The sequence below is a fragment of the Yoonia sp. MH D7 genome (assembly GCF_054439475.1).
In genome coordinates, this window is the sequence record NZ_JBTJCF010000001.1 from 1456155 (window position 1) to 1480218 (window position 24064).

Sequence of the window (24064 nt, forward strand, 5' to 3'; positions counted from 1 at the left end):
AAATGAAGTTAGGGTCTAATGGCGCTTAGCGTCCGATAGCGCAGCAGGGTCATACCAGTGGTATTACGTCCTCAAAAACTCAAAGTGGCCTGGACGGCCTTTTTCCAAGACGCGTATTTGTGCTCACGCGTGGCCTCTTCTATTTGCGGTGTAAATTCGGTTTCGCAGGCCCATTGCATGGCGAAAGTCGCTTGATCTGGATAGAGGCCAACATGCATGCCCGCGAGCCAAGCGACACCAAGAGCCGTCGTTTCGCGGATTTTGGGGCGATCTACGGGAGCGCCAATAATATCGGACAGAAATTGCATCGCCCAATCGCTTGCCGACATGCCGCCATCAACCCGCAAGGTCGGTTGCACGCCCGTCGCTTGCCAATCGGCAGACATAGCTTCTAGCAAATCACGCGTCTGATACCCGACACTCTCCAGCGCGGCTTTCGCCATTTCAGCAGGTCCCGTGCCGCGTGTCAGTCCAAAGGCGGCGCCACGGCATTCGGCATTCCAATAAGGTGCGCCCATTCCCACAAAAGCTGGAACAATCACAACATGCTGATGCGGGTCGGCTTGGGCTGCCAGCGCTTGTGTCTCGGCCGCGTCGCTGATGATATGAAGGCCGTCACGTAACCATTGCACAACAGCGCCCGCCACGAAAATCGAACCTTCCAACGCGTAAGTTGGCTTACCGTCCAACTGATAGGCAATCGTGGTCAGTAGGCGATTTTTCGACACGACGGGTATCTCGCCTGTGTTCAAGAGCGCAAAACAGCCCGTCCCATATGTCGATTTCATCATCCCCGGTTCGAAACAGGCCTGCCCCACCGCAGCCGCTTGCTGATCGCCCGCAACGCCGCAAATCGGGATTGGCGCACCAAAGATGGCCGCGTCGCTGTGACCGAAATCATCTGCACAATCTTTCACCTCGGGCAGCATCTGCATCGGGATATCGAGCAGATCACAGATGGTTTTGCTCCAGCGCCCCTTGCGGATATCATAAAGCATCGTGCGCGCGGCATTCGTCGCGTCGGTCACATGAACAGCACCGCCAGTTAACTTCCAAATCAAAAAACTATCGACTGTGCCAAACAGCAATTCACCTTTGGTGGCGCGGGCCCGTGCCCCCTCAACATGGTCCAGAATCCAACCCAGCTTGGTGCCCGAAAAATACGGATCAACTAAAAGGCCTGTGCGCTCGTTGATCATCACTTCATGGCCAGCATCGCGCAAAGCGCGACACTGATCGGCCGTGCGTCTATCTTGCCAGACGATTGCATTATAAATGGGCTCGCCGGTAGTTTTATCCCAAACAATCGTGGTTTCACGTTGATTAGTGATGCCCATTGCAGAAATTTGGCCCGCCGAGATACCCGCATTCCTCAAAGCGTCTTTGCAGGTAACAAGCGTGGTCTGCCACAAATCAAGCGGATCGTGTTCGACCCAGCCAGAATTTGGAAAATGCTGTGCGAACTCTTTGTGTTCGCTGGCCACAACATCCATCGCGCTATCAAACACCATCGCACGGGTTGATGTCGTGCCTTGATCAATTGCGAGAATGTGGGTCATGTGAGGCCTCGATGATTTAGGATACAAGAATGCCAAGACCCCGCGAAGCTGAGGATCATTCGACAGTCTTTGAAAATTAAGTGGATGTCAGGGTACCCGGGGCCAGCAATGTGGCCCCGGATGTTTAGCTTACTGCCAAGATTTGATCAGCTCGTCATACGAGATTGTCTCAGGTGTCTCGTCTTCGTTCTCAAGCTTTGGCTTTGGCGAACCAGGTTGGTCCAACCAGAACGACGGATCGCTTTCTTCGTTCATAACCGGGCCAAGTTCACCCTGAACACCGGACCGCTCCAGACGGATCAGAACTTTTTCCTGATCTTCGCACAGCGCATCAAGTGCCTCTTGTGGTGTCTTTGCACCGGACATTGCGTCGCCGATGTTCTGCCACCACAATTGTGCCAGTTTAGGATAGTCAGGAACGTTGGTGCCGGTTGGCGACCACTGAACCCGCGCTGGCGAACGGTAGAATTCGATCAGACCACCCAGTTTTGGTGCACGCTCGGTAAAGCTTTCGTGCTGGATCGTTGATTCACGAATGAATGTCAGACCAACATGGCTTTTCTTCACGTCCACTGTCTTGGATGTCACGAACTGCGCATAAAGCCACGCAGCTTGCGCACGATCCACAGGTGTCGATTCCATCAGCGTCCATGAACCGGCGTCTTGGTAGCCGATCTTTGTGCCTTCGGTCCAATATGCACCGTGTGGCGATGGTGCCATGCGCCACTTTGGCGTGCCGTCTTCGTTCATCACAGGCAAACCAGGCTCTACCGATGCTGCGGTGAACGTTGTATACCAGAACATCTGCTGTGCAACATTCCCCTGTGCAGGCACTGGACCCGCTTCAGAGAATGTCATCCCTGCGGCTGTCGGTGGAGAGTATTTATTCAACCACTCGATTGCCTTCGTCACAGCATATACAGCTGCTGGACCATTGGTCGCACCGCCGCGCGCCATGCACGACCCAACTGGCTGTGATTTTTCGTTAACGCGGATACCCCATTCGTCAACTGGCAGACCGTTCGGCTCGCCTACGTCGCCCGCACCCGCCATGGAAAGCCACGCATCGGTGTAACGCCAACCCAAAGACGGATCTTTCTTACCGTAGTCCATGTTACCAAAGACATCGCCTTCAACACCCATACGCGACAAGTCACGGCCGGTGAAGAATTCAGCGATGTCCTCGTAAGCGGACCAGTTCACAGGCACGCCCAGCTCATAGCCATACTTCTCTTGGAAGTCCGCTTTGTTCTGCGCGTCATCGAACCAATCGGCACGGAACCAATAGAGGTTCGCGAACTGCTGGTCTGGCAACTGATAAACTTTACCATCAGGGCCAGTCGTAAACGAAATGCCGATAAAGTCTTCCAGATCAAGGTTGGGGTTGGTTACAGATGCACCTTCACCAGCCATCCAGTCGGTCAGATTGCGCGCCTGCTTGTAACGCCAATGCGTCCCGATCAGGTCACTATCGTTGATATAGGCGTCATAGATGTTCTCGCCCGACTGCATTTGCGTTTGCAGCTTTTCAACAACGTCGCCTTCACCGATCAGGTCATGGGTGATTTTGATGCCGGTGATGGCCTCGAATGCCGGCGCCAGAACCGTGGACTCATATTCATGTGTCCCGATGGTTTCAGATACAACATTGATCGACATGCCTGCGTATGGCTTCGCCGCATCAATAAAAAACTGAAGCTCGGCTTCTTGGTCAGCACGTGACAAGCTTGAAAGATCACCGATCTCTGTGTCAAGGAATGCCTTAGCGGCATCCATATCGGCGAAGGCCGGTGCGGCAACCATACACGCCGCAAGGCTTAACGCCGTCGTTCCTTTAAGTCGCAAGTTCATTGTTGTTCCTCCCTAAAATAGAACAGTAAAGACAGTCCTGATCTTGCAAACCAGACCGCCCCCAAATGCCAGCCATTACACCCAGCGGAAAACCGCGATGGCGTAAAACAGACATACGATCAACGCACCCCATTGGGGGGCGGTGAACATTCCAAGCCAGGCCAAATTGATAAAGGCCGAGCCAAGCAGCGTGATGAACAATCTGTCACCGCGCGTTGTTTCAATCCCAAGGGCACCGTTGCGCGGCACCTCGGGAAACTTGATTGCGAGGATCGTAAACGCGATCAACGTCACGGCGATTACCCCAAAGAAAGCGGCGGTCGGCCAAGTCCATGCCATCCATTCCATTGTTTTTCTCCTCTTTCTCTTCTTACACGCGGCCCAAGGCAAAGCCCTTGGCGATGTAGTTGCGAACAAAATAGATCACCAAAGCACCCGGAATGATTGTGAGAACACCCGCAGCAGCGAGAACCCCCCAGTCAATCCCAGCGGCACCAACAGTGCGTGTCATAGTGGCGGCGATTGGCTTGGCGTTCACAGATGTTAACGTCCGGCTCAGCAGCAGCTCTACCCATGAAAACATGAACAAGAAGAACGCTGTCACCCCGATACCTGACGCTACCAGTGGTGTGAAAATGCGGATGAAGAACCTGGGAAAAGAATAGCCATCGATATAGGCCGTCTCGTCGATTTCCTTGGGCACACCGCGCATGAATCCTTCCAAGATCCACACTGCCAGCGGCACATTGAACAACGCATGGGCCAAGGCCACAGCAATATGTGTGTCGAACAACCCGACAGAACTATAAAGCTGAAAGAACGGCAGAGCGAAAACCGCAGGTGGCGCCATCCGGTTGGTCAGCAACCAAAAGAACAAATGCTTGTCGCCCATAAAGGAATAGCGGCTAAAGGCATAGGCCGCAGGCAAGGCAACAACCAACGAGATAACCATGTTCATGATGACATATGTCATCGAATTCAGATATCCTGTATACCACGACGGGTCCGTCAAGATCGTGATATAGTTGTCGAACGTCAGGTCGCTGGGCCAAAGGGTGAAGCTGTTCAAAATCTCCGAATTGGTCTTCAGGCTCATGTTCAAAAGCCAATAGATCGGCAAGAGAAGGAACAACAGGTATAGACCCATCACGATTGCATTGCCCTTGATCTTTGGTAGGGCAAAGCTGCGCTTCGTGGCTGTGTTTGTAAAGTCAGACATCAGTGGCCATCCCTTTTATCGAGGTTCGTCATCACAGTGTAGAAGACGTATGAAATCAGCAAGATCACAAGGTAATACATAATCGAGAAGGCGGCCGCAGGACCAAGGTCGAACTGTCCGAGCGCCATCTTGACCAAGTCAATCGACAGGAAAGTCGTCGAGTTTCCGGGCCCGCCACCTGTCACCACAAAGGGCTCGGTGTAGATCATGAAACTATCCATAAAGCGGAGCAGGATCGCGATCATCAGCACGCCCATTATCTTGGGCAGTTCGATAAAGCGGAACACTTTCCAACGGCTGGCTTGGTCGATCTTTGCCGCTTGGTAATAGGCATCGGGGATAGATTGCAGACCTGCATAAGCCAGCAATGCGACCAACGATGTCCAGTGCCAAACATCCATCACAATCACAGTCGCCCATGCCGCATAGAAATCTTGCGTATAGTTATAATCGATACCCAGCGCGGCCAGCGTATAGCCAAGCAAACCAATATCAACGCGCCCGAAAATCTGCCAAATCGTGCCGACCACATTCCAAGGAATAAGCAAAGGCAGCGACATCAGGATCAGACAAGTCGAGGCCCAGAACCCTTTTTTCGGCATATTCAGCGCCACAAAGATACCGAGTGGAATTTCAATCGCCAAGATGATGACCGAAAACGCGATCTGGCGACCCAAAGCATCCCACATACGCTCGGATGCCATCATTTCCCTAAACCAGTCGAGACCAGCCCAGAAAAACCTGTTTTGCCCAAACGTATCTTGGACAGAATAATTCACGACCGTCATCAACGGAATAACCGCCGAAAACGCGACGAGCACAAGCACTGGTAGAATGAGGAACCAGGCCTTTTGATTGACTGTCTTATTCATGGCGGACTCCTTTTGAGGGGGTACAGATTACGTGTGTCATCACGCCACCTCAGGCGCGACGCGCCAGCTATTGGAATAGACGTTGATGCCAGCGGTATCGAACACAACGCGGTTCATATCGGGCGATATATTTTCGCCTTCAGCGGCCAAAATATTAATCTCCGTGCCTTGGAAATCAGCGCGCACGATCTTGTGGCGACCGACATCTTCAACCCGCTTGATTGTCACGGGCAATCCCGCATCACCCGCACTCAGCGAGGTGAATTCGGGCCGCACACCTATTTCAACACTCCCCGCAGGCTGACCAAAACCTTTGCCAAGCGCGATTTGTGTCCCGCCAATGACAGCGGTATCGCCCTGCACGTCTGCGGCCAGCACATTCATGCCCGGCGAGCCGATGAAGTAACCGACAAACGTATGCTCAGGGGTCTCGAACAATTCTTGCGGCGTGCCCATTTGCACCACGCGACCATCATACATAACAACCACTTTATCCGCAAAGGTCAGCGCCTCAGTCTGGTCATGGGTCACGTAAATCATCGTGTGGCCAAACTCATGGTGTAGCGATTTGAGCTGTGTTCGTAGTTCCCACTTCATATGCGGATCAATCACCGTCAGCGGCTCGTCAAACAACAACGCATTCACATCTTCACGCACCATGCCACGACCAAGCGAGATCTTTTGCTTGGCATCTGCCGTCAAACCACGCGCCTTGTGGTTCAGGCTATCTTCCATCCCAATCATCGCGGCAATCTGCTGCACGCGGTCTTTGATATAGGCGGGGTCAGCACCACGGTTGCGCAGTGGAAACGCCAAGTTATCGCGCACGGTCATCGTGTCATAGACCACGGGAAACTGGAAAACCTGCGCAATATTGCGCTGCGTCGTGGGCGCGTTTGTGACGTCCTTATCGTTGAACAGAATGCGCCCCTGACTGGGGTGCAACAGGCCAGAAATGATGTTGAGCAACGTGGATTTTCCGCACCCGGATGACCCAAGCAGGGCATAGGCCTCGCCATCCACCCAATCGTGATTTAACTCTTTAAGCGCATAGTCGTCTTCATGCTTTGGGTTCGGCAGGTAGGAATGTGCCAGATTTTCGAGGGTAATTTTTGCCATTGTTCCGTTCCCTCAAGCTGCAGCAGCATAAGACGCAGCGGCGACAGAGGTGCCGTCTTGCGCAAAGATATAAACGTGAGCTTGGTCGAGATAGACACTGAGCGGCGCACCGATCTTCAAATTCTTAACGCCATGCACCAAGCCCACCCAGTTTTCGCCGTGATGCCTAAGGTGGATAAATGTCTCCGACCCTGTAATCTCTGTGACGGTCAACTTACCCGTAAACTCTAGCGCGTCGGGCGCTTCCTTGTTCAACTTTAGGTGGTTCGGACGAAAGCCCGCTACAAAGTTGCCATCGCCAAGCCCTGCAAAAGCACCAGAGGTAGCACTGGTCACCTGCCCGTCACCAAAACGAAGCTGATTTCCTGCCTTCTCAAACTTCAAAAAGTTCATCGGTGGATCAGAAAATACGCGCGCGGTCGTCGCATTCACTGGCTGGCGATAAACGATCGGGGTCTTGTCAAATTGCGTGATACGGCCTTCCCAAATCGTGGCCGTATTCCCGCCTAGTAACAGCGCCTCTTCAGGCTCCGTGGTCGCATAAACAAAGATTGAACCCGCTTCTTCGAAAATCTTCGGGATCTCTGCGCGCAATTCTTCGCGCAATTTATAGTCGAGGTTTGCCAAAGGCTCATCTAGCAACACAAGGCCCGCATCCTTCACCAACGCCCGCGCAAGCGCACAACGCTGTTGCTGACCACCAGAAAGAGCAAGCGGCTTGCGATCCAGAAACGGGGTGAGCTTCATCAGGTCAGCTGCCTTTTTCACGGCAGCATCAATCTGATCGGCGGATTGCTTCAACAATCGCATCGGACTGGCAATATTCTCGTAAACGGTCATCGACGGATAATTAATGAATTGCTGATACACCATCGCGACACCGCGATCTTGCACACGCATGCCAGTGACGTCTTTTCCGCCCCAGATCACCTTACCTGTATTAGGCACATCAAGTCCCGCCATCAGACGCATCAATGACGTCTTCCCGGACGACGTTGGCCCAAGCAACACGTTCATTGTGCCCGACTGCAACTCCAAATCAGTGGGGTAAATATGTGTCTGGCCATTCATGACCTTCGACACGCCCTCTAAAACAAGTGACATTTCTCTCTCCCCTTTTCGCAGCTTACGCTGCGTCCTGCTATCACGACGTAGCAGGCGCTTTTGCCAACCATGCGTCAAGCACGTCAATTTCTTGTGTCGTCAGACGAAGACCTAGTTTTGAGCGACGCCAAACGATATCTTCCGCAGTGCGCGCAAATTCGTTTTCAACCAGCCAGTTCACTTCCCGCTCAGTCAAATTCGCCCCGAAGTTTTGACCAAGATCGGCCTCAGCCTTCGCGTCTCCCAGCACTTCAAATGCGTCCAGACCATAAGCCTTGACCAAACGCGTGACCCAAGCGGCGCTCAGAAATGGATACTTCGCGGCCAGACGCTGCGTCAGTGCGGCAACCCCGTCGACTGGGAAATCACCACCTGGTAAAGGCACGCCAGAGGTCCAAGGCTTGCCTGCTTTTGGAAAGAATGGCGTGATCTTTTCCAAAGCAGTTTCAGCGAGCTTGCGATATGTCGTGATTTTACCGCCAAAGACATTCAGGATCGGCGCGCCAGCCGACTGATCAACCTTCAATACATAATCGCGGGTTGCAGCAGTAGCCGAGCTTGCGCCGTCATTATAGAGCGGCCGCACGCCAGAGTAGGTCCAGACGACATCATCCTTTGTCACGTCTTCTTTTAGATATTTGGACGCGAACGCCAAAAGATAATCCTGCTCTTCGGGCGTGCAAACGGGCTTTTGGTTAACATCTGTATGGTCGGCATCGGTCGTGCCGATCAATGTAAAATCGGTCTCGTAAGGGATCGTAAAGATAATCCGCCCGTCTTCACCCTGAAAGAAATAGCATTTATCATGGTCATAAAGTTTGCGGGTCACGATGTGACTGCCACGCACAAGCCGCACACCTTCGGTGGAATTGATCCGCACGGTGTTGCGGATGATATTTTCGACCCAAGGGCCACCAGCATTCACCAACATACGTGCCTTCACGACGCGCGGAGAGCCACCTTTTGGCTCTAGGCCCACATGCCATATTCCGTCAATCTGTTCTGCGGACGTAACCTTCGTGCGGACATTGATCTTGGCGCCACGAGCCACGGCGTCGCGGGCATTGAGGGCGACCAGCCGGCTATCTTCGATCCAGCAATCGGAATATTCAAAGGCTTTCTGAAAACGGCTCTCAAGCGGTGCCCCCTCAGGGGTTCCACTCAAGTTCAAAGAGGTTGTCCCCTTCAAAATCTTGCGTCCACCAAGATTGTCATACAGGAACAAGCCAAAGCGAATGAGCCATGCAGGCCTACGCCCCTTCATCCACGGCATCACAATGTTCAAAACCTTCGACGTCGGCGTATCGCCGTCAAAGCGCATGTCTTCATGGTAGGGTAACACGAACCGCATCGGCCATGAAATATGCGGCATTGCCCGCAACAGCGTCTCGCGTTCGATCAACGCCTCACGCACAAGACGGACTTCCCAATATTCCAGATAGCGCAAACCGCCGTGGAAAAGCTTGGTCGACGCAGAGGACGTGGCCGAGGCTAAATCATTCATTTCAGCCAACTCAACGCTGAGCCCGCGGCCGACCGCGTCACGGGCAATACCGCATCCATTGATGCCGCCACCAATGACAAAAAGGTCGACGATGTCGTGACTTTCACGTTGGTCCACTGAAGCCTCCCCGCATTCAAATTCCGCCATAGCCTTCCGGCTTGCGACATAAAGTCAAACAACACTGAATTAGAAACTAAAGCAATAACGAATGTTCGCTTTCTTTCGTTTGTGACTAACACACTGAAAGTGAGACGTTTTTATTTTCGACACGCCCCCAACAATGCGATTTCTAGCATTTTGACGCGAATCGAACACTTGACGTTTAGTTAACGCTGTTGGTTATTACTGGAAAACGGACACCGCAGCCTTGGCGTGCGTTACGGTAATGCAAATGAGGAAGCCATGGTCTCGAACTTCAGACAACAAGAGATACTCGAAATGGCCCGTAAAGACGGGAAAGTCACGGTTGACGGCCTTGCAGAACTCTATGACGTGACCGTCCAAACCATACGTCGCGATCTGTCCGATCTGGCAGATAGTGGGCGACTGAAACGCGTGCACGGGGGCGCAGTTGTCCCTTCGGGCGTCATCAATATTCAATATGAAGAACGCCGCAAGTTAAACGAGGCTGGCAAAAAGGCGATTGCTGTCAGATGTGCGCAGGAAATCCCCAACGGGGCCTCGGTTTTTATGAACATCGGAACCACCACCGAAGCCGTGGCGCATGAACTGCTTGACCACGAAAACCTGCTCGTCGTGACCAACAATTTGAACATCGCGAATATTCTGGCTGCAAATCACAGCTGTGAAATCATCTTAGCTGGCGGCGTCCTGCGACGCGCAGACGGCGGCATTGTCGGCGGCTTGACCGTGGAGATGGTAAAGCAATTCAAGTTTGATTATTCTGTCCTTGGCTGCTCTGCAATCGATCCCGATGGTGACCTGCTTGATTTTGATGGCCAGGAAATCATGGTCAGCAGCACCGCTATCAAAAGATCTCGAAAGGTCATGGTCGTCGCGGATCATATTAAATTCGAACGCAAAGCACCGCTCACGATCTGCTCTCTGAGCGATGTCACCATGCTCTTCACCGACAGCAGCCTGTCCAAGGATCTTATTTCCAACTGCACCAACTGGGGGACCGACGTGATTATTGTCTGATCAGGTAGAAATCGTAGTTGGAGGCGCTCGTTTGAAAAATCGCGACAACACAGGTTGGATTTTCGTCTTACCCGCAACACTTGTGATTGGGCTCATCGGGCTGATCCCCCTCATCACAGTGATCAACTATTCCTTCTTCGAAATCTTTATTCTCGATACGCGTTTCTGGGTCGGAACCGACTGGTATACAGAAATCATTGGCTCTGGTCGCTTCTGGGCTAGCTTTGGCCGCAGCACTTTATTCTCGGTCCTGATCCTCGCCATCCAAATTCCACTTGGCATCGCGATTGCTCTTTGCATTCCCCGACGAAGATTCTGGGTCGGCATCACACTTGCCATCATAGCCCTGCCGCTCCTTGTGCCGTGGAACATGATCCCTTCACTCTGGCTCAGCCTGCTTAATCCAGACACTGGCATTCTGGGGTGGCTCTTCCCTCAACTTGGCTGGCCTGCCGATTGGAAGTTATCCGTTACGCATACTTGGGCGGTGATCATCGCAATGGACGTCTGGCATTGGACCAGTCTTGTGGTGATCCTGTGCTACAGTGCGCTCACCACAATTCCAGCCGCCCATTATCAGGCCGCAGCAATCGATAGCGCAGGCCCCTGGCAGGTGTTTCGCTTCATTCAACTGCCCAAACTTTATAACGTGCTCCTCATGGCAATCCTGTTGCGGTTCATGGATTCATTCATGATCTACACCGAGGCATTTCCGATCAACGCGGGCGGACCAAATGCTGCGACCATGTTCCTCGCCGTTGATCTTGGCGAAGAGATCAAGGCCTTCAACTATGGCCCCTCCGCCGCGCGCTCCGTGATCTATTTCCTGATCGTCTTGACTGTCGCATGGACCTTTAGCAAAGCCCAAGTCAGGCTTGATCGCGCAGACAGAGCATGAAGCGCCCGTTGAAATATTTGCCTGTGGTAAAGCGAACCCTCTTACTCAGCTTCATTGCCTTTGCATGCTTACCACTGATCCAAATGACCATGATCAGCTTCACGGCCACCTTGCCATCCCCCACCACCGATGTAGGCACCTTTACGCTTTCAAATTACGCGGGTATCTGGAGCAACCCTAATTTGCGCTCGGCTTTCCTCAATTCAATTGCCTATGTGCTGATCAACATAGCGATCACCATCCCCGTGGCGATACCAGCGGCATATGCTTTCTCCCGCATGTCGTTCGTTGGCGACAAACATCTCTTCCTAGCCTTCATCGCATTTCGGATCACGCCGCCTGTGGTGCTCACTTTGCCAATATTCCAGCTCTTTTCCAGCCTAGGTATTGTGAACTCGGTCTTTGGAATTGGGTTGGCACATTGTTTGTTTAATCTGCCAATCTCAATCTGGATCTTACAAGGCTTCATTTCGGGCGTTCCCAAAGAAATGGATGAAACCGCATTTCTCGACGGCTATTCACGCCCACGGTTTATTTGGAAATTCCTCATGCCACAGATTTCCTCAGGAATCGCAGTCACCGCGTTCTTTTGCTTTATGTTCTCATGGGTTGAGGTGGTTTTCGCGCGTATCTTGACCACCACCAATGGCAAACCGATCAGCATGGCAATCAATGCACTCTTTGGTTTCCAGACCGATATTGGATTGGTAATGGCGGTAACTGTCGCATCAATCTTACCCGGCGCCGCATTGCTGTTTACGATGCGCAATCACCTGTCTAGGGGCTTTAGGATTGGCCGAGTTTGAAACAATTTCGCGGTTCTAAGCCGACAAAAACAATGATTTCAGGTATTTGATCATAGCTTCTAGGTCCTCATTCGCTTGGAGCGCCTTCGAATTTCGTGACATTTGATGTCACGATTGTTTACGTTTTGAAGCTAAGTCCTTTACGTCTACCTGTCAGATTGTTGTCCTAAGTAAACAAGTTTGTTGACGTTTTTGAGCCAACGCAAACAAATTTCACCAAATTGTTACGGCTTGGTCTCAACCAAACCTGAGACTGTTCCGGAAGTGTCAGGAGCACAACCACTAACACCGTCTTGCCAAAGGCAATCTTTTCCGCAATCTATAGGTTCAAGACATTTACTAATGCAAAATGACACCCCGAGGAGACAATCATGAACATCACGCGCCGCGCGGCCCTTTTGGGCGCTACCGCTCTGATCCTCGCAACGCCAGTTCTGGCACAAGACGCCGTTTGGCCAAGCAAGCCGCTGCATGCGTTCGTAGGATTCCCCGCTGGCTCATCGCCTGATTTGCTGGCGCGGATCATCACTGAACCGCTCGCCACCGCACTGGGCCAGCCGATTGTCATCGAAAACAAACCGGGCGCTGGTGGCGTGATTGGCATCCAGCAAATGCTGAACGCAAAAGATACCGATTACGCTTTTGGAACAACGATCAACGGCCCGATGACCACCGCGCCACGGCTAATGCCTGATCTTGGCTACGATGTCGCGGCTGACATCATCCCCGTTGTGCTGATCGCGACATCGCCGCTGGTGCTTGTGGTGGCCGCTGACTTCGCATCTGAAGACGTTGCAGGCTTCATCGCCGCCGCTGGCGTCGAGGCTGAGGCCCTGACCTACGGTTCTGTCGGCCAAGGCTCTGGCGCACATCTGACCGCAGAGCTGTTCTCGGACCGCGCCAATGTGGACATGCTACACATTCCTTACACCTCCTACGCCGAGGTCACGACAGCCATTATCGGCGGCGAAATCGACTCTGGTTTCATGGCCCCCTCCGCCGCGATGCAACACGTTGAAGCAGGTACATTAAAAATCCTAGGCATCACCTCACTTGCGCCCTTCGATCAGGCACCGGGTGTGCCCGTGATGGCAGGTCAAGGCGGACTTCCTGATGATTTCAGGGCCGAATTGTGGAACGCATTTATCGCGCCCGCAGGCACCAGTGCAGCGATCACGCAAAAACTGAACACCGATATCAACGCAATCCTGCAAGACACGGCTGTGAAAACGCGGCTCTTGGACATGGGTTGGCAGGCCGTCGGCGGCACGCCGGAAGAGCTGCAACAGCGGATAACCGAGGATACCGCAATCTGGGGTTCGGTGCTCGACCGGATTGACGCAAAGTCCTAAATCATGAAGCGCGATGTCTATGATCTTGCCGGTGGCGTGCTGCTCGCCGCCACCGGCCTTTTCGTCGCACTATATGCGGCAGCACATTACGATATCGGCTCGCTCCGCCGCATGGGACCGGGTTTTTTCCCCGCACTCCTCGGCGCTGTGCTGGCCGTGCTTGGCCTAATGGTCGCCGTCCCCGCGTGGGCGCGGTCGGGACACGTTGCCAGCATCGCGTGGAAAGAGGCTGCCACTGTGCTAACGGCAATCCTCGTCTTTGCGATCGGTTTAGAACGCTTAGGACTTGTGCCAGTCACAATGGCAACCGTCCTGATCGCCTCGATTGCAGCCCCTGATCGCCGGATCATCTGGCGTCTGGTGCTGGCCCTTACCGTCACCGCAATATCTGTCCTGATATTTCACTTCGGCTTGAAAATGACGATCCCGCTTTGGCCAAATACACGATGACTGGCTGGGAAGGGTTCCTACACGGCTTACAGGTGTCCTTGCAACCCGAGGTGCTGATCTACTGCGTGTTCGGCGTGGTCTTGGGCACTTTCGTCGGCGTCCTGCCCGGTATCGGAGCGATGGCGACGATCTCTCTTTTGCTGCCAATCACCTATTATCTTAGCCCCGAAGCGGCGTTAATCATGCTGTCAGGCGTTTACTACGGATCACAATACGGCGGCTCCGTGGCGTCCATCCTGCTGCGCCTGCCGGGCACACCACAATCCGCAGTCACCACACTTGATGGCTATCCAATGGCCCAGCAAGGCCGCGCGGGCGTGGCGCTATTCACTTCAATGACCTCCAGTTTTCTCGGTTCGATGTTTGGCATCCTTGTTTTGATCCTGCTGTCAGGCGTCCTATCGCGCGCAGCGACCTCGTTTGGGGCCGCCGACTATGCCGCGATGATGATCCTCGGTCTTGTCGCTGCATCGACTATCGGGGCAACCAACGCGACGAAAGGCTTTGCTATGGTCGTGCTAGGGCTGATCCTCGGCACCGTAGGCACCGACGTGAATTCAGGCGCGCAACGGTTCATTTTCGGTCAAACCGATCTGATGGACGGCATCAACCTCGTGGCACTCGCGATGGGACTGTTTGGCGTGGCCGAGGTGATCGCGAACATCCAAGTCGCCGAACGTGCAGGCGTGCCGCACCGCATCGCACTGCGCGAACTGCTGCCAAGCCGCGCAGAGTTGAGGCGCATCCCCTTCCCTGCCCTACGCGGCGCAAGTCTCGGCAGTTTCTTCGGCGCACTTCCGGGCACAGGCTCCACAATTTCATCCTTCCTCGCTTACGCCGTTGAACGTCGCGTCTCGCGCACACCGGAAAAATTTGGCAACGGTGCAATCGAAGGTGTCGCAGCCCCCGAGGCCGCCAACAACGCCGCAGCTATCAGCGCATTTGTGCCAACCCTCACACTCGGCATCCCCGGCGATCCGATCATGGCGTTGATGCTGGGCGCACTAATTATCCACGGGGTGCAACCCGGACCTCTGATGCTAGAGGCACGGCCCGATATGTTCTGGGGCCTGATCGCCAGTTTCGGCATCGGCAATCTTTTGTTGCTGATCCTCAACCTGCCGCTGATCGGTATCTGGGTGGCGATGCTGCGTATCCCGTTCCGCTGGCTCTATCCGGCAATCCTTATTTTCGTCTGCCTTGGCGTTTATTCATTGCGCGGCGCCAGCTTTGACATCTTCGCCGTGGCCCTTATCGGCGCGATTGGCTATGCACTTTCACTGGCACGGTTTAATCCGGCACTTTTGCTGTTGGGGTTTGTTCTCGGACCCTTGATCGAGACCAACCTGCGGCGCGCCCTCTTAATTTCGCGCGGTGATCCAATGGTCTTTTTGGAGCGCCCGATATCGGCAATCTTTGTCGTGATGATCATTGCACTCATCGCAATGTCGATCGTGCAAGCCCTGCGGCACAGATAAACACCATGACGGCACCACTTGATAATCCCGCTCTGATTAAGGCGTCAGCTCCCAACCCGAACGAAAAACACTGTTACGCTGTTAGTCGATTGTCAAAACTGTTTTGAACATCTAGCGCCAGCGTTGCACGGACAAATGACGCTACGCGTTCATCAAGACCATCTCCGCTGGCCTGAGAGGGCCTTAACTGGGCCGTTCGATGGCTCAACGGTCGTTGTGACCCGTCATAGTCCCACACCTAATATCTCGGACCCGAATGACAGCAACATCGATCCAGCCTACACGTCTGACCTGTCGGAGTTCATCCTCCGGCATCAGCCACAAAGCTGGTTATTTGGTTCAGGGAAGGCATAAATGTCATATCCTTGTTCTCCGCTGCTTTATGGGTAGGACCAGCCGTCATGCTCAACATTGAAGATCCGCAAGGGTGCGCCGGGTTTGGTAGTGTCGGCACGCAGATGAAATACCGCACGTTGTTGCTGACCAAAGTTTGTAAAATCAACATTGATTGTCACCATACCGCGGAACATCGGCTGGTCGGGATCGGGTGTCGGAGACTGAACCGTCCCGTCAAAATCCTGCGCCCCGAACAAAGGATGCGCCTGAACGTTGCCCGAGTTGAGCCATGCGACAATATCGTCCGTGAAATACATGTTCGCGTTCACGGGATCCAGAGGACCGGGTCCACCCGAGGCATCGGTCTCTATCTGGTGATAGTAAAGCTCCTCAACCAGATTACGGGCGCCCTCAACAACATGATCCAAACCGACCTGATCAGACTGCAGCGCATTGCCCTGCGGCGCGCTAAAGCTCTGAGATTGGGCTTGCCCCTCGCCCGATTGATCTGGCGTGATGAACCGTTGCGCCACCCATCCAGCCTTATCCATTCCTGCGGTACGCATCAGACACCAGCGTTGTGGCAGCGCCGCGATCTGTGCTTGGGTTAACGCACTATAATGGCCGGCATTATAAAAAGGCACGCAGGTAATCTGCTCCAAATTTCGCTCGTTATGAGCAAAACGCTCGATCACCGGATAGCTGGTGCCCGGCCCCATCCGCACGTTAAGAGTGTCATTGGACGAAACTCCGTTGCCGCGCCAGGCATCAGGGCCATGGCCATCGATCTCAGCATGTGCCGTAGCACCAACGAAAGACATAATAGAAGCCATGAAAACCAGCTTCGCTTGATGCTTGATGCGTTTATCTAGTGTCATAATGTTTTACCTCCCAAAATGGTCACAGCGACTATTCATGTCACCTGCGACACTTGCCAAACCATAGACTATCACCAGAAACGGAAAAGTAAGCCTTTGTTTTATTCGGGCGTGCTCCCACCTGCCTCGTATCCTAGTTTATACAGTCACGCCCACAGCAACCGATCTCCACGGTCGGCCACGCCATAGCGGGCCATCACGCCGAAACAATATCACAGGCTGGAACTGGAACACTTCGCCCCAGCCTGACACGCGCACGCAAACTTAGCTCAGGAACTCTATCGTCAGTCATCACGCACAACGTCTCAATCCACTGCCGTTCATTCGCCGTCAGTGGTTTTAGTGCAATCGCGTTCATTGTTGGGTCCTCATTTCCCCAAGATTGCACGAACAGCTGCCCGCGCTCGCGTCGTAACCGCTGGATCAGCGTTGCCAGACGCATCACGCAGCACCTCCAACCAGCCGATTTCCCGTTCAGATACAACCGTACCAATGATCTCGCCGAAGACCCTAGCCATGATCAATTTCTCCCGATTATGACGTGTTTCTAATACGTCAGTTATAACGAGATCATCTTGGGTTGAGCTTGGGTGCTGATGGCCTCAGTGCTGTCTTCCTTTCAAGTCAGAGCTGGACGAGCATTTCAAATCACAACTACAGACGGCTACGAGCCGATCACACCGAAAACCCATTATTATCCACATCGCTTTGGAATTAGCCCAATCTGGATTTACCCGTGTGTGACGCCATTCCTTGGTATTAAATCATTGGCAAAACTGATTTAGTTCAACGTAGGTAAAGATCATACACGTGACCATCTTAGCTCATCGCCCTGTGAGTTTTCTTACAGTCCCTAAATAATGCCGTGGACTGGCGATGCTAAAATAGCCGCGGGAAGATGAGCTTTGGGGCAACATGTTTTAAAATCTCCAGTTTGGGGTTTGCTGCCATTTGCTACATGCAAATAAGGTTGAACATTGCCGGGTCCAGATGGTCAGCTATCCATCACACGATAAGGGTTACATCCTAGTCCGCAATGCGGACTTCGGCGACACTCACTTCATCCGCAAATTTCCCGCTGATTAGGTAATCCCCCCATTTTTAACGGGGTGCGGCTGTAGAACTTACGCGGCCATTTTTAGTTTCTGTGCGGGTGTGATGCCGCCGATGCCCATATTCGGGCGGTCATTGTTGTAAGTCGAGAGTATCCGTCTTGATCAAGCGGTTTTTGGTGTCCATTTGCGATTAGCTTTGACAAGTGCATTTGCGATTTCGATTAGCTTCCGCATTATAGCGACAATTGCGACCTTGGCGGGTTTTCCCACGTCTCGTAGGTGTTCGTATTTTGCTTTGAGGTCTGGGTTCCAGCGCATGGCGACTAATGCGGGCATGTAAAGGGCATCGCGCAAGGGCTTGCGCCCGCTTCCGATGGACGCTTTGCCCTGCCATAATCCAGACTGGCGTGTGATGGGGGCGAGACCAGCCAGGCTGGCCACTTGTTTGCGATCTAGCGTGCCGAGTTCGGGCATCAGGGTCAATATTGCGGCAGCAGAAACAGCGCCGACACCGGGCATGGAACGCAAAATATCATGCGTACGTGCGGTGCTCTCCCGCGCCTGGATCAGCGCTGCTATCTCGGCGTCCAACTCAACGATCTGGCGTTCCACTAGCGTGAGACGCGCTTTGGTTTGGCGTTTCAGGAGAGATAACCCCTGAATTTGAGCACGGTTGCGCAATCTGGTGCGATCCTTGACCAACCCAGCCCGCGCAACATGCAAGTCTTTGAGGTCAATTGCTTCTTTCGGGAGAGGCACTTGTGGTTCAAGATTAAATGCCGCGCCCATAAGCGCCAACATTCGAGCATCGACTGCATCAGTCTTAGCTCTCGTACCATGGGCCTGCGCAAAACGGCGCGCCTGCAAAGGATTTACCTTGACCAATGGTAACACCTTCCCAAGTGTCGCTTCAAAGGCTTTGTGATACGATCCTGTCGGCTCGTAAACGACCCTCGCTACACGGGTCGCCTTGCCCAACCATCTGATAAGAGCACGGAAGCCTGTGATTGAATTATCGAAGCGTTTAGCCATGTCGTCTTCCAATCGAAACACGTCCAGATGGGATTTAGAAATGTCCACGCCAATGTTATGATCTGTCATATTCTCCATATCCTATGCTTGTCATACGTGACTTGTTGCACGCGTATCCGTTCAGGCCTTTGGGGAAGACGGCGGTTGATCAAACTCTGGAGCGGTCCATCATGACCCAGCCATTTACGATCCAACCGCCGCCACTGCCTGTCACAAATGACGTGGCGGGCAGTGGCCCCATTATAAAGCAGGAGCCAAGTTCATTATAAGACAAGCCATTGTGTGGCGAAGTCTTGCGCCTCCTCGATGTTTTCAATGATGTGTTGGTCCAACCATTCATGCCTGACCGTGCGATTGTAGCGCTCGATGTAAGCGTTCTGCTGCGGCTTTCCGGGTTGGATATGCTGGATGCTAATACCTTGTTTTTCAGCCCATTCTAACAGCTTGCCACTGATATATTCTGGGCCATAACACCTTCGGAATGATGCTGGTTGAGAGGCTATGACCGCCTGCGCAGCCCCCAAATAGCGCAGCAGGTGGTCATAGCCTCGCCTCAGGTCCCTACAGTGGTTTTTGCAACAAACCACACTGCAAAGGAGACCGACTATGACCGAGATTGTTATTGCACAAGATGCACCAGTTTTAGTGGCCATCGACATCGCCAAAGCACGGCATGAAGTTTTGATAGCCATCCCAGGCAAAAAGCGCCGCCGCCGTTTGACTGTCCTCAACCAAATGGAGGACTTCCAGCGGTTGATCACATCATTGGCCAGTTATGGCCGTCCAGTGCGCGCAGCTTTTGAGGCGACTGGTAATTACCACCGCGCCTTTGCTTATCACCTCGCAACCGCAGGCTTTGAGGTGAAGTTGGTGTCGTCAGTGGCTTTGGCGCGTACCCGGGAAGCTCTGCATAACAGCTGGGACAAGAACGACCCCAAGGACGCTCAGGTCATCCTTCACATGATGGAGATCGGGAATGAGCAGTTTTATCACGACCCACTGGTGTGTGGAACGAACGACATCCAAGAGCTGTCTAAAACCCATGACATCGTGTCCAAGTCAAAGACAGAACTGTGGCACCGCGTACTGACACATTACCTGCCGCTGTATTTCCCCGAAGCCGACCGTTTTCACCGCAGCTCGCGCAGCGACTGGTTCTTTGCATTCCTTGAGCGCTATCCATCACCACACTTTATCTCAGCCATGAGCAAGGACGCATTTACCGCTGACGCCTGGGACGTTGTAGGCCGCAAGGTTGCAAAAGAACGTTTGCTTGCTGACATTTATGAGACCGCCAAAGCATCTGTGGGGCTGCCTGTTGCTCCCGATTCTGACGCGATCGGCATGTTCCGTTTGGTCCTCGGTGAAGGTCGCAGTCTCATCGCGCAACGCAATCAGATTGAGAATCGTGCCGTGGCGCTTCTCAAAGATCTGCCTGACTATCAATTGCTGACATCGGTCCCTGGGATAGGTCCGATTAACGCCCTGACCATTCTGGCGGAAGCAGGTGACCTGCGCCGGTTCGCACATCACCGACAGTTCTTAAAGTTCTGTGGAATGGACCTCGCGACGATCCAATCGGGCACATTCCGGGGCCAAACCAAACTGTCAAAATATGGTAATGCCCGACTGCGCCGGACCCTTTGGATGGCAGGCCAGGTCGCCATTCTGCAGCGGACCAACAGCTTTCGAGACAAGTTCGAACGCTACATCGCGAAGGACCGCCACAACAAACATTTGCGCCGCAAAGCGTATACCGCAATCGCCGCCAAGATGGCCCGTACTGTTCATGGGATCATTAAACATGGCGAACCCTATCGCCCCTTCTTTGAGGGGTGATCGATCGCAGAAGGACCTTTCTCTGTAAGGGCCGTGGAGGCAGGCAACTGACCTCGTAGATAATGTTCAGGCCTTCTGTGTTAGCGACCCGATGATCTCGTCTTAAGGACGGTGAGAGCCGCAAAAGCGTACTCTGTGTTTGTTATGGGAGAGACTGTCGTTGACCAAAAAGCCGAACTAAGCCATGCTTTGAACGTGTTGAGACGCCTCGACACGACAATGACCTGATGCCAAATCAGCCAAATATTCCGCGCATAGGACGTTATCAACCCGAATAGTTTCTGGTTTGCCGCGCCATTCGATGATCCGGTTGAGGCTGCGAATAACCCGTTCGGCTGGCAAAGAAAAATCAACCTCGATGCCCAAACCCTCGCGGTTAAAATCATCCAGCACGTTCAAAAGCCGAAACGCCCGGCCATCCCCGAGGCGATCCGCCATGAAGTCCATCGACCAGGTCACGTTTGGTGCGTCCGGCACTGCCAGCGCATCGGGTTTGTCCCGCTTTAACCGTTTCCGAGGTTTGATCCGCAAGTTCAGTTCCAGTTCGCAGTAGATGCGGTAAACGCGTTTGTGGTTCCACGGATGGCCCTGCACATTGCGTAGATGCAGGAAACATAGCCCAAACCCCCACGTCTTCCGGGCGGTCGTTAGCCCAACCAGCAGATCGGCGACCTCTTCGTTCTCGTCGCTCAAGAGCGGGCTGTAACGATAGCAGGTCTCACTCACGCCAAAGGTGCGGCAGGCCAGCGCAATGCTGACACCGTGTCGCGCCACAGCTTTCTCGGCCAGACCCCGACGCAGGGCTGGCCGGATCACTTTTTTCCAAGGGCTTCCTTCAGTAACTCAGCTTGCATGCTCATCTCGGCATACATCTTCTTGAGACGCCGGTTCTCGTCTTCAAGGGCCTTCATCTGGCTAATCATCGATGCGTCCATCCCGCCATACTTCGACCTCCATTTGTAGAATGACGCGTTGCTCATGCCGTGCTCGCGGCACAGCTCAGAGACAGGCACACCGCCTTCGGCTTGGCGCAGGATCGCAAGGATTTGGGGTTCGCTATATCTCGTCATCTTCATCAAAATCTCCTCAGATATCTTGCCGAGAAAATTCTACTTCCGCATCCCCTTAGTTTTGGGGAGGATTACCATTAGAATAACCTTTCGGCACCATGGGCGGAAAGGAGCCGTTCGCTGTGGGTGCGAAGTCGCACAATACCGGACAATTGATAAGTTCCTACCACGCTCGATATTCGATAGGTTTTGTAAGAGAAACCTAATCAGAACGGATCTACTCGACATAAAAACGGTGGTTTCTTAGACCCCAGTCGGCAAAAACATCAGCCATGATCGTATTGGCCTGATGCTCCATCGACTTGTTATCAATGCGCGCGGCTTCTTGCTGGCCAAACACAACGGCTTCGTCCCCGACAATGATATTGGGCACATCTGTGACGTCTGCCGTTATGGTGTTCATAGATATTTTACCCAGAATTGGCACTCTTTGACCTCGGATCAACACTGCACTTTGGTGGAAAAATTCACGCCTTATCCCGTTTGCGTATCCAATCGAAATATTGGCTATACGCCTCTCCTCTTGGAGAATGGTTGCGCGATCATATCCAATGGTGCTGTCTTTGGGATAAGTTGCTAGATTGGTCACCCGCGACTTCAATTCCATTGTAGGCTGGAAGCCGAGGTCTGGCCTTAGAATTCCATATAAGATTGCGCCGCAGCGAAATAACTCTGTCGTCACCTCTTGTTCTGACACGAGACTAAGCGAGCTTCCCGCATGCACCTTCACATCTGTGCGGTGCAATGTGCTATGGGCAAAGATCCAATTCACATCCTTTTGAAATTGCGCGTTGCTTGCGGCGAGGTCGTGCGGGGTATTCGATGGGAAATGACTACAAATTCCCACGACTTGAGGGCCGATAAGGTCTAGGATTTCAAGACAAGTTTCCTGTCCTTCCTTGGTTGCCAGCTCAAGCCCGTCGCGTGCCATGCCCCCTGCATTGATCGTGAGATGGAGTCCCTTAATTTGAGCACCTTCGCGCATCAATTCTTTTACGATTCGCGCCGTATAGAGCGAGCTTACCTGCTCTTGGATCTGATCGGGCAAGGCTCCCCTTATTTCGTGGCCTGTGGCTGTGCGAATCCGCATTATCGTCCCTGTAAAGCCCGCCATACGGACGGCCCTTGCTTCGGAGTTGGACGTGATGCCCACATGCTGAACACCCAACCCGCATAATATAGGCACGACCCTGTCAATACCATGTCCGTAGGCGTCGGCCTTCAATACAGCCAATAGTTGGGCCCCTTTCGGCAGAAGGCCAAGTGCAAGTTTAAGATTGTAAGCGATCCGCGCGGGAAAAACCTCGCACCAAGAGGCGTGCACGATATCGGTGGAGAGTTGTTTATCCCGCATGCGCTGACAGAATTTGGTCGATAATAGTCAAGAAAAGACCTGCGCCGAGCGGCAACAGAGCATCGGGAAAATCGTAATCAGGATTGTGTAATTGAGGTTGGGTTGCACCTGCTCCCAAAAACATCATGGTTGCACTTGCGCCATCCAGACCGAAACGACCGAAATCTTCGGACCAACGCATCGGGTGATCCATTTCGTGAATGCTAAGCTCTTGCAGACGGACCGCTTGGCGAGCGATGTCAGTTGCCCCTGCATCATTAACAACCGTTGAGAATACATCATGCCAGTGGACGGAAACCGCAAGCCGCTCGTCAATAGTTTCGACGATGGTCTGTGTTTCAGCAACCAAACTCTCCATACCTTTATCAGTCATGCTGCGCAGAGTAACGCGCAGTTCACCTTCGCCCGGCGCAATGCCAAACGTTGGCGCGCCGAGCCGCACATGCGTGAGTGTGCTGAGGCCAAAATCACTATCTAATATTGTGCCGAAATTCAGCGCAGGAAGATGTTGCATCAAGTGGGCGATTGCGGCACCGGGTGAAACGCCATCTTCGGGCGCAGCTGCATGGGAGCTTTTTCCGTGCAGTAAAATTTGCATACCCCGAGACGCACAATTGGCGGGGCCTTCGCGCAATCCAATCTCACCCAAAGGACGACCGGGCACGTTATGGTAGGCGAATGCATAATCCGGGCGGATCACTGGCCACCTTGGATCATCGATCACCGCCTGCGCCCCAAATCCCGTCTCCTCAGCCGGCTGAAACAGCAAGATTACCCGCCCACGCGCAGGCCGCTTTGCCAATCCCAGCGCGACCCCCATCACCATGCACATATGTCCGTCATGACCACAAAGATGGCCCTTGCCTTCGACCTCAGAGCGATAGGGGAGCGTCGATTCCTCTGCGATTGGTAATCCGTCGAGTTCACACCGGATCAGCACGGTTGGCCCAGGCTTTGCGCCACGAAACTCGGCCGCGACACCGTAACCACCCAGGTTTTGCCAAATCTGGTCAGCACCTGCGCGTGTCAGCTCTTGGACAATTCTGGCGGCGGTCTTCGCTTCTTCACCAGAGATTTCTGGTTGGCGGTGCAAATCGTGCCGCAGCATCGTAAGATAAGCCGTCTGT

Annotated in this window: 20 protein-coding genes and 2 pseudogenes; 7 read left to right on the plus strand and 15 right to left on the minus strand. The window is 53.3% G+C overall.

What is annotated here, in order from left to right; translation table 11 throughout:
- Positions 1 to 71: 71 nt before the first annotated feature.
- The 8 genes from glpK to glpD all read right to left on the minus strand — a co-directional run bounded on the left by glpK (position 72) and on the right by glpD (position 9375).
- Positions 72 to 1559 (minus strand): glycerol kinase GlpK, encoded by a 1488-nt coding sequence (gene glpK / locus ACXLHR_RS07105; RefSeq protein WP_458790794.1) that lies wholly within the window; start codon positions 1557 to 1559, stop codon positions 72 to 74.
- A gap of 129 nt (positions 1560 to 1688) precedes the next feature.
- A complete protein-coding gene (locus tag ACXLHR_RS07110) occupies positions 1689 to 3410 on the minus strand; it encodes an ABC transporter substrate-binding protein (protein ID WP_458790795.1) in 1722 nt (573 codons plus the stop codon).
- 75 nt (positions 3411 to 3485) lie between these two features.
- The gene (locus ACXLHR_RS07115; protein WP_458790796.1) at positions 3486 to 3758 is read right to left on the minus strand and encodes a DUF2160 domain-containing protein; all 273 of its coding nucleotides are present in this window, start codon (positions 3756 to 3758) and stop codon (positions 3486 to 3488) included.
- Positions 3759 to 3780: 22 nt separating this feature from the next.
- Positions 3781 to 4629: a carbohydrate ABC transporter permease gene (locus ACXLHR_RS07120; RefSeq protein WP_458790797.1), complete on the minus strand. Its 849-nt coding sequence runs from the start codon at positions 4627 to 4629 to the stop codon at positions 3781 to 3783.
- Positions 4629 to 5501, minus strand: a complete 873-nt coding sequence (locus ACXLHR_RS07125) for a carbohydrate ABC transporter permease (RefSeq protein ID WP_458790798.1) — start codon at positions 5499 to 5501, stop codon at positions 4629 to 4631. Before ACXLHR_RS07125 ends, ACXLHR_RS07120 begins: the two co-directional genes overlap by 1 nt.
- Positions 5502 to 5540: 39 nt before the next feature.
- Positions 5541 to 6620 carry an ABC transporter ATP-binding protein gene (locus ACXLHR_RS07130; RefSeq protein ID WP_458790799.1) on the minus strand — a complete coding sequence of 360 codons (1080 nt, stop codon included), beginning with the start codon at positions 6618 to 6620 and terminating at the stop codon, positions 5541 to 5543.
- Between the two features lie 12 nt (positions 6621 to 6632).
- On the minus strand, positions 6633 to 7724 hold the full coding sequence (locus ACXLHR_RS07135) for an ABC transporter ATP-binding protein (protein ID WP_458790800.1): 1092 nt from the start codon (positions 7722 to 7724) through the stop codon (positions 6633 to 6635).
- A gap of 40 nt (positions 7725 to 7764) precedes the next feature.
- Positions 7765 to 9375, minus strand: a complete 1611-nt coding sequence (gene glpD / locus ACXLHR_RS07140; RefSeq protein ID WP_458790801.1) for a glycerol-3-phosphate dehydrogenase — start codon at positions 9373 to 9375, stop codon at positions 7765 to 7767.
- A 255-nt stretch (positions 9376 to 9630) separates the two neighbouring features.
- Between glpD and ACXLHR_RS07145 the strand changes: the two genes are divergently transcribed.
- From ACXLHR_RS07145 to ACXLHR_RS07170, 6 genes are all read left to right on the plus strand, one after another.
- Entirely contained in the window at positions 9631 to 10389 is a 759-nt protein-coding gene (locus tag ACXLHR_RS07145; RefSeq protein ID WP_458792496.1) for a DeoR/GlpR family DNA-binding transcription regulator, read from the plus strand.
- Between the two features lie 31 nt (positions 10390 to 10420).
- Positions 10421 to 11287, plus strand: a complete 867-nt coding sequence (locus ACXLHR_RS07150) for a carbohydrate ABC transporter permease (protein WP_458790802.1) — start codon at positions 10421 to 10423, stop codon at positions 11285 to 11287.
- Positions 11284 to 12093: a carbohydrate ABC transporter permease gene (locus tag ACXLHR_RS07155; RefSeq protein WP_458790803.1), complete on the plus strand. Its 810-nt coding sequence runs from the start codon at positions 11284 to 11286 to the stop codon at positions 12091 to 12093. Before ACXLHR_RS07150 ends, ACXLHR_RS07155 begins: the two co-directional genes overlap by 4 nt.
- A gap of 371 nt (positions 12094 to 12464) precedes the next feature.
- The gene (locus ACXLHR_RS07160) at positions 12465 to 13445 is read left to right on the plus strand and encodes a Bug family tripartite tricarboxylate transporter substrate binding protein (RefSeq protein ID WP_458790804.1); all 981 of its coding nucleotides are present in this window, start codon (positions 12465 to 12467) and stop codon (positions 13443 to 13445) included.
- Positions 13446 to 13448: 3 nt separating this feature from the next.
- Positions 13449 to 13895 (plus strand): tripartite tricarboxylate transporter TctB family protein, encoded by a 447-nt coding sequence (locus ACXLHR_RS07165; RefSeq protein WP_458790805.1) that lies wholly within the window; start codon positions 13449 to 13451, stop codon positions 13893 to 13895.
- Positions 13892 to 15373: a tripartite tricarboxylate transporter permease gene (locus ACXLHR_RS07170; RefSeq protein WP_458790806.1), complete on the plus strand. Its 1482-nt coding sequence runs from the start codon at positions 13892 to 13894 to the stop codon at positions 15371 to 15373. Before ACXLHR_RS07165 ends, ACXLHR_RS07170 begins: the two co-directional genes overlap by 4 nt.
- A 380-nt stretch (positions 15374 to 15753) precedes the next feature.
- On the opposite strand, the gene ACXLHR_RS07175 is transcribed toward ACXLHR_RS07170, so the two are convergent.
- The 4 genes and pseudogenes from ACXLHR_RS07175 to ACXLHR_RS07190 all read right to left on the minus strand — a co-directional run.
- Positions 15754 to 16587 carry an SH3 domain-containing protein gene (locus ACXLHR_RS07175; RefSeq protein ID WP_458790807.1) on the minus strand — a complete coding sequence of 278 codons (834 nt, stop codon included), beginning with the start codon at positions 16585 to 16587 and terminating at the stop codon, positions 15754 to 15756.
- A 368-nt stretch (positions 16588 to 16955) separates the two neighbouring features.
- The gene (locus ACXLHR_RS07180; RefSeq protein ID WP_458790808.1) at positions 16956 to 17105 is read right to left on the minus strand and encodes a hypothetical protein; all 150 of its coding nucleotides are present in this window, start codon (positions 17103 to 17105) and stop codon (positions 16956 to 16958) included.
- Between the two features lie 699 nt (positions 17106 to 17804).
- Entirely contained in the window at positions 17805 to 18743 is a 939-nt protein-coding gene (locus ACXLHR_RS07185; protein ID WP_458789636.1) for an IS110 family RNA-guided transposase, read from the minus strand.
- A 203-nt stretch (positions 18744 to 18946) separates the two neighbouring features.
- A pseudogene (locus tag ACXLHR_RS07190) lies at positions 18947 to 19147 on the minus strand (integrase core domain-containing protein); the annotation flags it as partial.
- A gap of 133 nt (positions 19148 to 19280) precedes the next feature.
- Between ACXLHR_RS07190 and ACXLHR_RS07195 the strand changes: the two are divergent.
- A complete protein-coding gene (locus ACXLHR_RS07195; protein ID WP_458790809.1) occupies positions 19281 to 20513 on the plus strand; it encodes an IS110 family RNA-guided transposase in 1233 nt (410 codons plus the stop codon).
- Between the two features lie 261 nt (positions 20514 to 20774).
- Here the strand turns inward: ACXLHR_RS07195 and ACXLHR_RS07200 are convergent.
- The 3 genes and pseudogenes from ACXLHR_RS07200 to ACXLHR_RS07210 all read right to left on the minus strand — a co-directional run.
- Positions 20775 to 21589 (minus strand): annotated as a pseudogene (locus ACXLHR_RS07200) (IS3 family transposase); the annotation flags it as partial.
- 211 nt (positions 21590 to 21800) lie between these two features.
- Positions 21801 to 22937 (minus strand): alanine racemase, encoded by a 1137-nt coding sequence (alr, locus tag ACXLHR_RS07205; protein WP_458790810.1) that lies wholly within the window; start codon positions 22935 to 22937, stop codon positions 21801 to 21803.
- Positions 22927 to 24045 (minus strand): amidohydrolase, encoded by a 1119-nt coding sequence (locus ACXLHR_RS07210; RefSeq protein ID WP_458790811.1) that lies wholly within the window; start codon positions 24043 to 24045, stop codon positions 22927 to 22929. The genes alr and ACXLHR_RS07210 overlap by 11 nt, the downstream gene beginning before the upstream one ends.
- Between the last annotated feature and the right edge of the window lie 19 nt (positions 24046 to 24064).